Here is a 14,213-nt window from a genome sequence, read left to right on the forward strand (position 1 = left end):
CCCGCGCCCCTTACGGGGCCCATTCGCCGAGGGAGACTCCATGACCGGGAAGCAGGGCATCGGGCATCTGGTCTGCGGGCGGCGGGCCAAGTGGTTGGTGTTGGTGTTGTGGCTGGTCGTGCTGTTCGTGACGGCGCCGTTCGCGATGAAGCTCACCGATGCCCAGGACAACGACGCGGCGTCCTGGCTGCCGGGGTCCGCCGAGTCCACCCAGGTCCTGGAGCTGTCGAAGGACTTCCGTCCCGAGCAGATCCCCGCGGTCGTCGTCTACGCCCGGGACAGCGGCCTCACCGCACAGGACCGCGCGCAGATCACCGAGGACGCGGCGCGGCTGAGGCAGCTGCGCGACCACGGCATCCGGGGCGCGGAGACCCGGGGGCCCGTCTACGACCGGCCGGCCGATCCCCGGGCGGCGGAGATCCTCGTACCGATCACGATGGACGAGAAGGGCTGGGAGCAGATCGCACCCGCGGTCGACTCCATGCGGGACATCACCGGCGACAGCCACGGCGGCCTCGCCGTGCACATCACCGGGCCGGGCGGCACGTCGGCGGACTTCTCCAAGGCCTTCGAGGGTATCGACTCGACGTTGCTGGTGTCGGCCATGGGCGTCGTCATCGTCATGCTGCTGATCACCTACCGGAGTCCCACCCTCCTGCTGGTCCCGCTGCTCGCCGTGATCGCCGCGCTGTTCACCGCACAGGCGCTGATCTACTTCCTCGCGGAACACGCCGACCTGACGGTCAACGGGCAGAGCGCCGGCATCCTCACGGTGCTCGTGTTCGGCGCGGGGACGGACTACGCGCTGCTACTCGTGGCGCGCTACCGGGAGGAACTGCGCCGCCACGAGGACCGGCACGAGGCGATGGCGGTCGCCCTGCACCGGGCGGGCCCCGCCGTGCTCGCCTCCGGCGGGACGGTCGTGCTGAGCATGCTGGTGCTGCTGGTCGCGGAGATGAACTCCACCAGCGGCCTGGGCCCGGTCGCCGCGATCGGCGTGGCGGTCGCCCTCCTGGCGATGATGACCCTGTTCCCGGCCCTGCTGGTGGTCTTCGGCCGCTGGATCTTCTGGCCGGTGATCCCGCACTTCGGCTCGGCCGACCCCACCGGGCGCGGCATCTGGGCCCGCACCGGCCTCGGTATCGCCCGCCGTCCGCGCACGGTCTGGGCGGTGACGGCTCTCGTCCTCGCGATCTGTTCACTCGGTCTCATCCAGCTGCGCGCGGAGGGCATCAGCAACGCGGACGCCTTCACGGGCAAGCCGGACTCGATCGTCGGCCAGGAGGTCTCCGAGCAGTACTTCCCCGCCGGCAGCGGCAACCCGCTCGTCATCGTCTCCGACCATGCGCAGGCCCGGCAGGTGGGCCGCGCGGTCGCCGGGACCGAGGGCGTCGTGCCGACCTCGCTCGGCCTGCCCCCGGGCACGAAGCCCGTGTACGAGGGCAAGGTGCTGTTCGAGGCGACCCTGGCCGATCCAGCGGACAGCGAGGCGGCCAAGCAGACCGTCGAAAGGGTGCGGGACGCCGTGCACGCGGTGCCGGACGCGGACGCCCAGGTGGGCGGCGGCACGGCCGGGCTCATCGACATGGACAGGGCGACGACCCGCGACAACATCGTGATCATCCCGCTGGTCCTGGCCGTCGTCCTGCTGATCCTGTGCGCGCTGCTACGGTCGCTGATCGCCCCGCTGCTGCTGGTCGGGACGGTGATCCTGTCGTTCGCGGCGGCGCTGGGCCTCAGCGCGCTGGCCTTCCGGTACATCTTCGACTACGCGGGCGAGGCGACGGACTTCCCGCTGTTCGTCTTCGTCTTCCTGGTCGCCCTGGGCATCGACTACAACATCTTCCTCACCACGCGCATCCGCGAGGAGGCGGCCCGCCAGGGCACCAGACAGGGCGTGATCACGGGGCTCGCCGCCACCGGCGCGGTCATCACCTCGGCGGGCCTGGTGCTGGCCGGCACGTTCGCCGCCCTCGGCACCCTCCCGATGGTCGCCTTCGCAGAGATCGGCTTCGCGGTCGCCCTCGGTGTCCTCATCGACACGTTCATCGTGCGCTCGGTCCTGGTGACGTCGCTGTTCCTGGACGTGGGACCGAAGGTGTGGTGGCCGCACCGGCTGGCCGGGGAGGACGGCGGTGCGGCGAACCGGGAGAGCGTCGGAGCGGGGGTCAGCCGGTCCGACGAATGAGTGCCAGGTACATGGCGTCGGTCCCGTGCAGATGCGGCCACAGCTGTACGTCGGGCCCGTCGCCCAGCTCCGGTACGCCGGGCAGCAGCGGCCGCGCGTCGACGAGTTCGGTGTCCGGGATCTGCTTGAGCACATCGGCGACCACGGCCCGGGTCTCGGCGAGGTGCGGCGAGCACGTCGCGTAGCCCACGACACCGCCGACCCGCACCGACTCCAGGGCGGTGCGCAGCAGCCCGCGCTGCAACGGCGCGAACCCCTCCAGGTCGTCGGGCCGGCGCCGCCAGCGTGCCTCGGGGCGGCGCCGCAGGGCGCCGAGACCGGTGCACGGCACATCGACCAGGACCCGGTCGAAGCTGCCGGGCCGCCATGCCGGACGGGTCCCGTCCGCGGCGATCACCTGATAGGGCCCGGGATTGCCGTCCAGCGCGTTGGCCACGAGCCCGGCCCGGTGCGGCTGCTTCTCGGAGGCGAGCAGCAGCGCACCCCGTTCGGCGGCGAGGGCGCCGAGCAGCGCGGCCTTGCCGCCGGGCCCGGCGCACCCGTCCAGCCACCGCCGGTCGGGCCCGTCCAACGGCGCGTTGGCGAGGGCGATCGCCACGAGCTGGCTGCCCTCGTCCTGCACGCCCGCGCGCCCGTCCCGTACGGCCTCGATGGCGCCCGGCTCGCCGCCCTCGGTCAGCCGCACGGCATACGGCGACCAGCGCCCCGGCACGGCGGCGTCCTCACCGAGCAGTTCCTCGGCGGTGGCCCGCCCGGGCCGCGCCACCAGGGTCACCTCGGGCCGCTCGTTGTCGGCGCGCAGCAACTCCTCGATACCGGCGCGCCCGCCGCCGAGGGAGTCCCACAGCGCGGACACGACCCATCGCGGATGCGAGTGCACGACGGCGAGGTTGTCCTCGGGATCCTCGTCGTAGGGCGGCGCGACCCGCTCGAGCCAGCCGTCCAGATCGTCCTGCGCGATCTTCCGCAGCACGGCGTTGACGAACTTGGCCCGCCCGTCGCCGAGCACGACGCGCGCCAGTTCGACGGTGGCGGACACGGCCGCGTGGGTCGGGATCCGCGTCCCGAGCAACTGGTGCGCACCGAGGCTCAGCACGTCCAGCACCGGCGGGTCGACGTCCCCGAGCGGCCGGTCCACGCAGGTCGCGATGACCGCGTCGTACGTCCCTTGCCACCGCAGCGTCCCGTACACCAGCTCGGTGGCGAGCGCCGCGTCCCGCGCGTCGAACTTCTCGGGTCCCTCGTTCTCCCGCGCTTTGCGCAACAACGGCGGCAGGACGAGGTTGGCATAGGCGTCCCGCTCGTCCACGGCCCTCAGCGCCTCGAAGGCGAGGATGCGGACGGGGTCCTTCTTGGGCCGACGGTAGGGCTTGCCGGACGGGCGGGGCCGACGGGGCTGTTCGCTCACGAAAAAGGTGCTCCGGGTGTGAGAAGAAGTGCGCCGTCCAGCCTACGCCGCCGGAGCCGGGGCATCAGCCCCCGAGCCGCTCCCCCTCGCTGATCCGCACGCCGCGCGCCCAGTCCGCCGCCCTCATCGGCTTCTTGCCCTGAGCCTGCACCCACAGCAGCTCGACACCGTACGAACCGGTGCCGACGTACACGTTGTTCTTCCCGGCGGAGATCTGCCCGGGAGCGAGGTCCGCCCGGTCGGGCACGGGGGCGACCTGGATGAGCTTGAGCCGCTCACCGCGGAACGTGGTCCAGGCGCCGGGAGCCGGGGTGCAGCCCCGCACCATCCGGTCGACGCGCAGCGCGGGAGCGCCCCAGTCGAGGTGGGCGTCCTCGACGTTGACCTTCGGGGCCTGGCTGATGCCGTCGGCCGGCTGCGGTACGGCCTTCAGCGTGCCGTCCTCGATGCCGTCCATGGTCGCCGCGAGCAGCCCGGCACCGGCGAAGGCGAGCCGCGTCAGCAGGTCCCCGCTGGTGTCGGTGGCCCGGATCTCCTCGGTCACCGTCCCGTACACCGGCCCGGAGTCGAGCCCCTCCTCGATCAGGAACGTGGAGGCCCCGGTGATCTCGTCGCCGGCCATGATGGCGTGCTGCACGGGTGCGGCCCCGCGCCAGGCCGGCAGCAGGGAGAAGTGCAGGTTGACCCAGCCGTGGGAGGGCACGTCGAGGGCGACACGCGGCAGCAGCGCCCCGTACGCGACGACGGGACAGCAGTCCGGCGCGATCTCCCGCAGCCGCTCCAGGAACTCGGGGTCCTTCGGCTTCGCGGGCTTCAGCACCTCGATCCCGGCCTCCTCCGCCCGCTCGGCGACGGGCGACGCGACCAGCCTGCGCCCGCGCCCAGCCGGCGCGTCGGGCCGCGTGACGACAGCGGCCACCTCGTGCCGCCCGGAGGCGAGAAGAGCGTCCAGAGCGGGAACGGCGACCTCGGGTGTACCGGCGAAGACGAGCTTCATGGGGTGGTGGGGGCCTCTCGGGCGGGGACTCATGACGGGCAGCGCACAAGTCTATGGGCCGACAACCGGGAAAGCCGCCGACGGCGATCCACCCCCACAGGGGCGTCGGGCCGCGCGGCCGAGAGTTACGGGTGGTGCGCGGGTGGGAGACGATCCGAGACCGCAGGCCGAGGCGCACTCCCCCGGCGCACAGGCGCACGCATATGCCCCCACGCCCCCACACCGTGACCCGCGGAGCGAATCCGCGTTGGTCAAGACAGAGTTGACCACAACGGGCCGTGATCACGGCCCATTCCTTTCAACGCCGGTTCGAGAGGCTTGTTCATGGCCGACCACGCAACCCACGACGCCCAGGCTCGGGCCAGCCTGCACTTGCTGGTGCGGGACATCGAGCGGGTCCGCCGGCAGGTGGACGCACTGCGCACACTCACCGCCCAGTTGGGCAATGTCTACCGCCCGCGCCGCTCCGGCCCCTCCACGGGCTTCGTCGTCTACGGACGCGCCCCCGCCCCGACGGTACGTCTCGCCCAGGAGCTGCGGGACAGTGTCGAGACCCTGGTCACCGCGGCCGTGGACTTCGACCGCTCACTCGGCTTCTCCTGGGACGCGGTGGGCTCCGCGCTCGGAGTCACCAAACAGGCGGTGCACCGCCGTTACGGCGCACGCCGTGCCGCTGCCACGGCCCAGTCGGCCACGGCCGAGCCGGAGCGCACACCGGAGCCGACAGCCAGTCGCACGGTCAGTATGCCCACCGGCCTGCCCACGGTCCCGACGGTCCCCGCGGCCCGCTCCATGCCCACGCAGCCGACGGCAGGCAGTCCGGCACTCCGCGACGAGGCACGGCCGACGGCGTTCCCCGGCCCGCGCAACGGCTGAACGGCGCCCCCTTGCCCTGCCCTCCCGGACGCCTTCGGGAGGGCAGCCGCACATCCGGGCGGCGCCCGCCGGACCTTTGCGAGAGCTCAGCCGCCCCACGGCTCACCCGATGTCAGCCGGATCGATCCGCACCCACACGCCGGCCCCGCTCGCACTCCCCCGAGCCATCCGCGCGGCCTGCGCGGCCTTGAGCGCGGCGGCCAGCGCGGCCCCCTTCCCCGGCGGCACCCGCAGCAACGCGCGCTCCCACTGCTCCCCTGGCGGCGGCGCCCCCACCCTCCGCGGTCGTCCCGCGGCCGGGACGGGCAACGGCACGGGCCCCAGCACCTCGGCCTCCGGCGGCAGTTCCGCCGTACCAAGAAACTCGGCCACCGCCTCCGCCGGCCCCGACACGGCCGCCATCCTCGACACCGGCGGAAAGCCCAGCTCGGCCCGCTCGGCCAGTTCCCGCACCGCGTGACCGACGGGATCCCACCGTACGAGCGCCTGGACGGGCCGCAGCGTCGGCTCGGCCACGACCACCACCGTGCCGCCCGCCGACTGCGGCCGGACGAGTGCCCCGGCCGCGATCCACCGCCGCAACGCGTCCTCCCCTGCCCGCAGATCGGGCCGCCCGAGCATGGCCCACCCGTCCAGCAGCAGCGCCGCCGCATACCCGCCCTCGGCGACCGGCTCGGCCCCCGGCGTGCTCACCACCAGCGCGGGCGCCCCCGGGACCGTGTCGAGCACGTGTTCACGCCCCGAGGTCCGCACCGGAACCGCGGGGAAGGCACGCCCGAGTTCCTCGGCGGTCCGCCGCGCCCCCACCACCGAGGCGCGCAGCCGGAAGGCACCGCACTCCGGGCAGTGCCAGCCGCTCTCCTCGCGGCCGCACCACCCGCAGCACAGGGCCCCGCCGTCCCGCGTCTCCATGGGCCCGGAGCAGTGCCGGCACCGCGCGGGCGCCCGGCAGTTGGCGCACGCCATGCGCGGCACATAGCCCCGCCGGGGCACCTGCACCAGCACCGGGCCGTTCCGCAAGCCGTCCCTGACGGCCTGCCAGGCGAGGGTCGGCAGCCGGGCGGCCCGGGCGGCCTCGTCCCGGGCGAGGTCCCCGTCCCCCACGGTGCGCACGAGCGGAGCGGCTCCCCGCACCTGCTCCCGCCCGGCGACGAGCGGCCGGGCCCACCCGCTCTCGACGAGCTGTGCGGCCTCCACCGTGCAGCCCCAGCTGCCCAGCAGGAAGCCGCACTTGTCCTGGGCCGCCCGCAGCAGGAGCACCTCCCGCGCATGGGGCTGCGGGGCGTGCTGCTCGCTGTGGCTGTCGTCCCCGTCGTCCCAGAGGGCCACGAGCCCGAGGTCCTGGACCGGCGCGAACATCGCGGCCCGCGTCCCGATCACGGCCCGTACGGAACCGCGCCGCACCGCGAGCCACTGCGCGTACCGCTTCTCGGGCCCCGCGTCGGCGGTGAGCACCGCGTGCCGCCCCTCCCCGAGCAGCGAGGTCAGTGCGGCGTCGGCCCGCGCGACGGCCCGTCCGTCGGGCAGGACGACGAGCGCCCCGCGCCCGGAGGCCAGCGTCGCCGCGACGGCCCGGGCCAGCTCCTCGCTCCACTGCGGCCCCGGCAGCGCGTTCCACACGGCCCGTGGAGCGCCGCCGGACGCCAGGGACTCCACGAAGGCCGCTCCCCGCTCGTACCGCTGCCAGGATCCCGCCTCGGGGGCCGGGGGCGGCGGCAGGGGGGCGGGAGAGGCCCGCTGCTCGGCGCGCGCGTTACGCGGTGGCACGGCGAGTTGCAGGACGTCCGCGAGGCTGCCCGCGTACCGGTCGGCGACCGCCCGGGCCAGCCCCAGCAGTTCCTCGCTCAGCACCCGCTCGGGCGACACGACCTGGGCGAGGGCGGCCAGCGGCCCGGAGTATGCGGACTCGGCCAGTCGCTCGACGAGGAACCCGTCGATCAGCCCGCCGCCTTCGCGCCGCCCGTCCCGCACCCGGTGCCGCCCGGCCCCGAACCGCACCCGCACCCGCACGCCCGGCTGGGCCTCGGCGTCCAGCTCCTCGGGTACCGCGTAGTCGAAATAACGGTCGAGATGGAGCACGCCCTTGTCGACGAGGACCCGCGCGACGGGCAGCTCCTTGGCGAGCGCGGCTCCCCGCCAGGTCCGCGGCTTGGCCCGGGGTGTCTTGGCCTTCCGCACGCTCTCCCGGATGAGCGCGAGCTGCTCGGGCGGCGCACCCTCCGCACCGCCGTCCGCCTGTCCGTTCTCGCTGCTCACGCTTGCATTCTTACCAAACACCACTGACAACCGGCGGCCCCGGCGAGGCCCCCGGGGTACGACGAGGCCCGGCCCCCCCGAAGGGTGCCGGGCCTCACTGGGTGCCGTAAGGGCGCCGGACCTACAGGCCCGCCGCCTTGCGCAGCGCGTCCACACGGTCCGCCTGCTCCCACGTGAACTCGGGAAGCTCACGGCCGAAGTGGCCGTACGCCGCGGTCTGGGCGTAGATCGGGCGGAGCAGGTCGAGGTCGCGGATGATGGCCGCCGGGCGGAGGTCGAAGACCTCGTCGATCGCCTTCTCGATCTTCTCCGTGTCGATCTTGGCCGTGCCGAAGGTCTCGACGAACAGGCCCACCGGCTCGGCCTTGCCGATCGCGTACGCCACCTGGACCTCGCAGCGGGAGGCGAGGCCCGCGGCGACGACGTTCTTGGCGACCCAGCGCATCGCGTACGCCGCGGAGCGGTCCACCTTGGACGGGTCCTTGCCGGAGAAGGCACCGCCGCCGTGACGGGCCATGCCGCCGTAGGTGTCGATGATGATCTTGCGGCCGGTCAGGCCGGCGTCGCCCATCGGGCCGCCGATCTCGAAGCGGCCGGTGGGGTTGACCAGGAGACGGTAGTTCTCCGTGTCGAGCTTGATGCCCTCGTCGAGCAGCGCCTTCAGCTCCGGCTCGACGACGAACTCCTTGATGTCCGGAGCCAGCAGCGAGTCCAGGTCGATGTCGGAGGCGTGCTGGGAGGAGACCACGACGGTGTCCAGGCGGACCGCCTTGTCGCCGTCGTACTCAATGGTGACCTGGGTCTTGCCGTCCGGGCGCAGGTAGGGGATGGTGCCGTTCTTGCGCACCTCGGACAGGCGCTTCGACAGGCGGTGGGCCAGGAAGATCGGCAGCGGCATGAGCGTCGGGGTCTCGTCCGTCGCGTAGCCGAACATCAGGCCCTGGTCGCCCGCGCCCTGCTTGTCGAGCTCGTCCTCGTCGCCCTCGACACGGGACTCGTACGCCGTGTCGACACCCTGGGCGATGTCCGGGGACTGTGCGCCGATGGACACCGAGACGCCGCAGGAGGCGCCGTCGAAGCCCTTCTTCGAGGAGTCGTAACCGATTTCGAGGATCTTGTTCCGGACCAGCGTCGCGATGTCCGCGTACGTCTTGGTCGTGACCTCGCCGGCCACGTGCACCAGGCCGGTCGTGATCAGGGTCTCGACGGCGACCCGAGAGGTCGGGTCCTCGCGGAGCAACGCGTCGAGAATGGTGTCGCTGATCTGGTCAGCGATCTTGTCAGGGTGACCCTCGGTCACGGACTCCGAGGTGAACAGGCGACGGGACACAACGCTCCCTGGGGTTGCAGCGGCTGCTGTCTGATCATTGGCGGACGGCGAGGGCTGCACCTCGCGCCGTCCGTGGAACAGTTTACGGGTCACGCTTCGGCCACGGCCCCCCTGTCTCGCCACTCGGAAGTGCTGTGACCTGCGGCACGGGCATTCTGCCCAATCGCGAGCGGCGTTGGCCAGAGGCGCCACGCCCCGATCGGCCGGGATTCACCGAGGCGCAGGGCGACTGAAACATCAGCCGAGGCGCCCGGCCACCAGGTCCCACACCGTTTCGGCCAGGGCTTCCTTGGGTCCGTACGGCACCGCGGTCTCGCTGCCGTCGGTGCCGAGCACGACGGCTTCGTTCTCCTCGGAACCGAAGGTCTTGCGCTCCCCGACCTCGTTCACCACCAGCAGATCGCAGCCCTTGCGCTTCAGTTTGGCGCGGCCGTTGGCGAGCACGTCGTCCGTCTCCGCCGCGAAGCCGACGATCACCTGTCCGGGGCGAACCCGGTCGGTGGAGATCTCCGCGAGGATGTCCGGATTCCGCACCAGGGCGATCGGCTCCGGCTCCTGGTCGTCCTTCTTCTTGATCTTCCCGGCCGCGTAGGCCACCGGACGGAAGTCCGCCACCGCCGCCGCCATGACCACGGCATCCGCGTCGGCGGCAGCTGTCAGCACCGCCTCGCGCAGGTGCGCGGCCGTGCCGACGGGGACGACGTCCACCCCGGCCGGGTCCGGCAGGGTGCTGTTGGCCGCGATGAGCGTGACCCGGGCGCCGCGGGCGGCCGCGGTGCGGGCGAGGGCGTAGCCCTGCTTGCCGGAGGAGCGGTTGCCCAGGAACCGGACCGGGTCCAGGGGCTCGCGGGTGCCGCCCGCGCTCACCACGACATGCCGGCCCTTGAGGTCCGGCTCGGCCACGCCACGGGCCAGCACTCGGCGGCACACCTCGAAGATCTCGCCCGGGTCGGGCAGCCGGCCCTTGCCGGTGTCGACACCGGTGAGACGGCCCACGGCCGGCTCGATGACGAGGGCACCGCGGCGGCGCAGCGTCGCCACGTTCTCCCGGGTGGCCGGGTGCTCCCACATCTCCGTGTGCATGGCGGGGGCGAAGACGACCGGGCAGCGGGCGGTGAGCAGGGTGTTGGTCAGGAGGTCGTCGGCGAGGCCGTGGGCCGCCTTGGCGAGCATGTCGGCGGTGGCCGGGGCGACGACGACCAGATCGGCCTGCTGCCCGATGCGGACGTGCGGGACCTCGTGGACGTCGTCCCACACCTCGGTGGAGACCGGGTGCCCGGAGAGCGCGGACCACGTGGCGGCGCCGACGAAGTGCAGCGCGGAGGCCGTGGGCACCACGCGCACGTCATGGCCCGACTCCGTCAGCCGCCGCAGCAGCTCACAGGCCTTGTACGCGGCGATGCCGCCACTGACCCCCAGAACGACCTTCGGCTTGTCCACGCTTCTCCCCGGACCTCGGCAACCGGCACAACGTACGACTCCATGACACACCACAGGCCCGGCAGTCGACCTGCCGGGCCTGTGGAAAAGTCAGCGTCAAGCTGGAAATACTACTTACTGCGCCGGGCCCTCGACGGCCTCGGACGTGAGCAGCCCCGCGTTGATCTCGCGGAGGGCGATCGAGAGCGGCTTCTCGTGGACGTGGGTGTCGACGAGAGGACCGACGTACTCGAGGAGGCCCTCGCCGAGCTGCGAGTAGTACGCGTTGATCTGGCGGGCCCGCTTGGCCGCGTAGATCACGAGGCTGTACTTCGAGTCGGTGGCCTCGAGGAGCTCGTCGATCGGCGGGTTGATGATGCCCTCGGGCGCGGAGATGGAAGAGGACACGCTCTACCTTCCGATGGGTGGGAAAGAGTCTGTCGGGGTGATCAGCGAGGATCGGATCGATCAGCGATGGTCACACCACGTTCGTCAAGGCTAGCAGCTCGCGAGCCACGTCCTCGACGGAGGTGTTGACCAGGGTGGTGTCGAACTCCGGCTCGGCGGCGAGTTCGATCTTCGCAGCCTCGAGCCGGCGCTCGATCACCTCGGGCGGTTCGGTACCCCGCCCGGTGAGTCTGCGCACCAGCTCCTCCCAGGAGGGAGGAGCCAGGAACACCAGCTGGGCCTCGGGCATCGACTCCCGGACCAGACGGGCACCCTGCAGGTCGATCTCGAGGAGGACCGGCTCACCGGCCTCCAGGCGCTCCTGCACGGCCGCACGCGGCGTGCCGTAGCGGTTGCCGGCGAACTCGGCCCACTCCAGCAGTTCGCCGTTGGCGATCAGCTTGTCCATCTCGTCGTCGGTGACGAAGAAGTAGTGGACTCCGTGCTTCTCGCCGGGGCGAGGCTTGCGGGTCGTCGCCGACACCGAGAGCCAGACCTCGGGGTGTTCCTTGCGCATATGGGCGACGACCGTGCTCTTGCCGACCCCGGAGGGGCCGGAGAGCACGGTCAGCCGCGGACGTACGTCCGGGGGTACGGGGGACGTCCCCCGGGGTGTTGCAGCCATGCAGCGATTATCCAGCAATCCCGGAGTGCCCGGGACTCGCTTCCCCGGAGTGCCCGGTTCAGGAACCGGTGCTGCCGAACTCACGCTCCAAGGAGGCGATCTGGTTGGAACCGAGGCCGCGCACACGACGGCTCTCGGAGATGCCGAGTCGCTCCATGATCTGCTTGGCGCGGACCTTGCCCACGCCCGGCAGGGACTCGAGAAGGGCGGAGACCTTCATCTTGCCGATGACGTCGTTCTCCTGGCCCTGCTTGATGACCTCGTGAAGGGAGGCGCCGGAGTGCTTGAGTCGATTCTTGACCTCGGCCCGCTCCCGGCGAGCCGCGGCGGCCTTTTCGAGCGCGGCTGCGCGCTGTTCAGGGGTAAGGGGCGGAAGAGCCACGCCTACGTCACCTCGGATGTCGAACTGTCGGATACGGACCGGTGAGGAACCTAGTCGCCCCACACCTGGGGAGCCACGAGCAACACGCTTGCCCGTTGACTCTCGTCGGAGACTAGCGGGCAAGTCCGCCAGAGTCAGCGAGAACAGCGGAAAAGTCCTGGTCAGCCTTCATCTGAACAGACATTTAGGACATACTGCCCCGGATTTGAGGATGTATTCAGACTCAAGCCTGCCTCCGGCCACTCATCGGAGGACTCACAAGAAGGTCAGGAAGTGGTCAGGAGGAGGTCACAGCGTGACGGATCTCCTCCGCGAAGCGTTCCGCGGCGTCACGCAGCGCGACCGCGTCGGGACCGTGGCGTAGCACTCCCCGGCTGACGTTCGGCACGACGTTGCGCACCGCCGCCCCGAAGACCCCTGGAAGATCGGCCGGCGTGGCTCCCTGGGCACCGATGCCGGGCGCGAGGAGCGGGCCGTTGATGGCCAGATCGTACGAGGACAGGTCACCGAGGGTGGCGCCGACGACCGCGCCGAAGGACCCCAGGGGCTCCTCTCCCGCGTTCTCGGCGGACAGGTGCGCGAGCATCGTCGCTCCGACGTTCCGGCCGTCGGAGCGTACGGCGTGCTGGACCTCGCCGCCCTCCGGGTTGGAGGTCAGCGCCAGCACGAACAGCCCGGCGCCGTTCTCCCGGGCCAGTGCGACGGCCGGGCTGAGCGAGCCGTAGCCGAGGTAGGGCGAGACGGTCAGCGCGTCGGAGAACAGCGGTGCGTCCTTGTGCAGGAACGACTCGGCGTACGCCGCCATGGTCGAGCCGATGTCGCCGCGCTTGGCGTCCGTCACGACCAGGGCGCCCGCCGCCCGCGCCTCGGCCACCGACGCCTCCAGGACGGCCAGGCCGCGCGAGCCGAACCGCTCGAAGAAGGCGCTCTGCGGCTTGAGCACCGCGACCCGGTCGGCCAGCGCCTCGACGACCGTGCGGCTGAACCGCTCCAGCCCCGCCACGTCGTCGTTCAGGCCCCACTCGGCGAGCAGGGAGGCGTGCGGGTCGATGCCGACGCAGAGCGGGCCGCGCTCGTCCATGGCCCGGCGCAGACGCGCGCCGAAGGGTTCGAGACCACTCATGCCGTCTTCCTCACGTCGGCGCCCACCGCGTCGGCGAGCGTGGCGTACGGGCTGGTGCGCAGGCGCGCGGCGAGCCCCTTGTGGAGCTCGCGAGCGTAGAACGGCCCCTCGTAGATGAAGGCGCTGTAGCCCTGGACCAGCGTGGCACCGGCCAGGATGCGCTGCCAGGCGTCCTCGGCGTTCTCGACGCCGCCTACGCCCACCAGGGTGATCCGGTCGCCCACGCGCGCGTAGAGGCGGCGCAGGACCTCCAGGGAGCGTTCCTTCAGGGGTGCCCCGGACAGGCCGCCGGTCTCCTTGACCAGGGAGGGGTCGGACTTCAGGCCGAGTCCTTCGCGCGCGATGGTGGTGTTGGTGGCGATGATCCCGTCCAGGCCGAGTTCCACGGCGAGGTCGGCGACCGCGTCGATGTCCTCGTCGGCGAGGTCCGGCGCGATCTTGACCAGGAGCGGGACACGCCGTGCGGACACCGCGCCGTCGGCGGCCTCGCGGACGGCGCTCAGCAGGGGGCGCAGCGCCTCCGTGGCCTGCAGATTGCGCAGGCCGGGCGTGTTCGGGGAGGAGACGTTGACCACGAGGTAGTCGGCGTACGGCGCCAGCCGCTCGGCGGACTTCACGTAGTCCGCGACGGCCTCCTCCTCGGGTACGACCTTGGTCTTGCCGATGTTGACGCCGACGACGGTCCTGAAGACCGGTGTACGGGAGGCCAGGCGGGCGGCGACGCGGAGCGAGCCGTCGTTGTTGAAGCCCATGCGGTTGATCAGCGCCCGGTCCTTGACCAGCCGGAACAGCCGCTGCTTGGGATTGCCGGGCTGCGGCTCGCCGGTCACCGTGCCGATCTCGACGTGGTCGAAGCCGAGCATCGCCATGCCGTCGATGCCCACGGCGTTCTTGTCGAAGCCCGCGGCGAGCCCGAAGGGGCCGTGCATGCGCAGCCCGAAGGCCTCCGTGCGCAGCTCCTTGTGGCGGGGCGCGAGGGCGGCCGCGAGGAAGGTCCGCAGCACGGGGACGCGGGCGGCCAGGCGGATCCAGCGGAAGGCGAGGTGGTGCGCCTGCTCCGGATCCAGCCGCTTGAAGACGAGACTGAAGAAGAACTTGTACATGATGTCCTCACGAAGACGTGGCGTCCTCACGAAGAGGGGGACACCGTTTCCGGTGTCCC

12 protein-coding genes are annotated in these 14,213 nt (G+C 72.0%); 2 read left to right on the forward strand and 10 right to left on the reverse strand.

What is annotated here, in order from left to right; genetic code table 11:
* Positions 1-40 precede the first annotated feature (40 nt).
* Complete coding sequence (locus OHU35_RS07590) at positions 41-2,188, forward strand: MMPL family transporter (RefSeq protein ID WP_405505064.1); 2,148 nt, start codon at positions 41-43, stop codon at positions 2,186-2,188.
* Here OHU35_RS07590 and OHU35_RS07595 read toward each other — a convergent pair.
* Together OHU35_RS07595 and fmt are read right to left on the reverse strand one after the other, a co-directional pair.
* A complete protein-coding gene (locus tag OHU35_RS07595) occupies positions 2,169-3,596 on the reverse strand; it encodes an RsmB/NOP family class I SAM-dependent RNA methyltransferase (protein ID WP_189726418.1) in 1,428 nt (475 codons plus the stop codon). The two genes, OHU35_RS07590 and OHU35_RS07595, sit on opposite strands and share 20 nt — an antisense overlap.
* A gap of 64 nt (positions 3,597-3,660) precedes the next feature.
* Positions 3,661-4,593: a methionyl-tRNA formyltransferase gene (gene fmt, locus OHU35_RS07600; RefSeq protein WP_189726684.1), complete on the reverse strand. Its 933-nt coding sequence runs from the start codon at positions 4,591-4,593 to the stop codon at positions 3,661-3,663.
* Between the two features lie 324 nt (positions 4,594-4,917).
* Here fmt and OHU35_RS07605 point away from each other — a divergent pair, with 324 nt between their 5' ends.
* Positions 4,918-5,469 (forward strand): hypothetical protein, encoded by a 552-nt coding sequence (locus tag OHU35_RS07605; RefSeq protein ID WP_189726419.1) that lies wholly within the window; start codon positions 4,918-4,920, stop codon positions 5,467-5,469.
* 102 nt (positions 5,470-5,571) lie between these two features.
* On the opposite strand, the gene OHU35_RS07610 is transcribed toward OHU35_RS07605, so the two are convergent.
* From OHU35_RS07610 to OHU35_RS07645, 8 genes are all read right to left on the reverse strand, one after another.
* Positions 5,572-7,725: a primosomal protein N' gene (locus tag OHU35_RS07610; protein WP_189726420.1), complete on the reverse strand. Its 2,154-nt coding sequence runs from the start codon at positions 7,723-7,725 to the stop codon at positions 5,572-5,574.
* A 121-nt stretch (positions 7,726-7,846) separates the two neighbouring features.
* Entirely contained in the window at positions 7,847-9,055 is a 1,209-nt protein-coding gene (metK, locus tag OHU35_RS07615) for a methionine adenosyltransferase (protein ID WP_189726424.1), read from the reverse strand.
* Positions 9,056-9,292: 237 nt separating this feature from the next.
* Entirely contained in the window at positions 9,293-10,495 is a 1,203-nt protein-coding gene (gene coaBC, locus OHU35_RS07620; RefSeq protein WP_189726425.1) for a bifunctional phosphopantothenoylcysteine decarboxylase/phosphopantothenate--cysteine ligase CoaBC, read from the reverse strand.
* 114 nt (positions 10,496-10,609) lie between these two features.
* Positions 10,610-10,882, reverse strand: coding sequence for a DNA-directed RNA polymerase subunit omega (rpoZ, locus tag OHU35_RS07625; protein WP_003988945.1), 273 nt, complete (start codon positions 10,880-10,882; stop codon positions 10,610-10,612).
* 70 nt (positions 10,883-10,952) lie between these two features.
* Positions 10,953-11,546: a guanylate kinase gene (gene gmk, locus OHU35_RS07630; protein WP_189726426.1), complete on the reverse strand. Its 594-nt coding sequence runs from the start codon at positions 11,544-11,546 to the stop codon at positions 10,953-10,955.
* Between the two features lie 58 nt (positions 11,547-11,604).
* The gene (locus OHU35_RS07635; protein ID WP_003977346.1) at positions 11,605-11,928 is read right to left on the reverse strand and encodes an integration host factor; all 324 of its coding nucleotides are present in this window, start codon (positions 11,926-11,928) and stop codon (positions 11,605-11,607) included.
* Between the two features lie 277 nt (positions 11,929-12,205).
* On the reverse strand, positions 12,206-13,051 hold the full coding sequence (pyrF, locus tag OHU35_RS07640; protein WP_405505065.1) for an orotidine-5'-phosphate decarboxylase: 846 nt from the start codon (positions 13,049-13,051) through the stop codon (positions 12,206-12,208).
* Positions 13,048-14,154 (reverse strand): quinone-dependent dihydroorotate dehydrogenase, encoded by a 1,107-nt coding sequence (locus OHU35_RS07645; RefSeq protein WP_405505066.1) that lies wholly within the window; start codon positions 14,152-14,154, stop codon positions 13,048-13,050. Before OHU35_RS07645 ends, pyrF begins: the two co-directional genes overlap by 4 nt.
* Positions 14,155-14,213 lie beyond the last annotated feature (59 nt).

Source organism: Streptomyces purpurascens, from assembly GCF_045040895.1.
GTDB classification, from domain to species: Bacteria; Actinomycetota; Actinomycetes; order Streptomycetales; family Streptomycetaceae; genus Streptomyces; species Streptomyces purpurascens.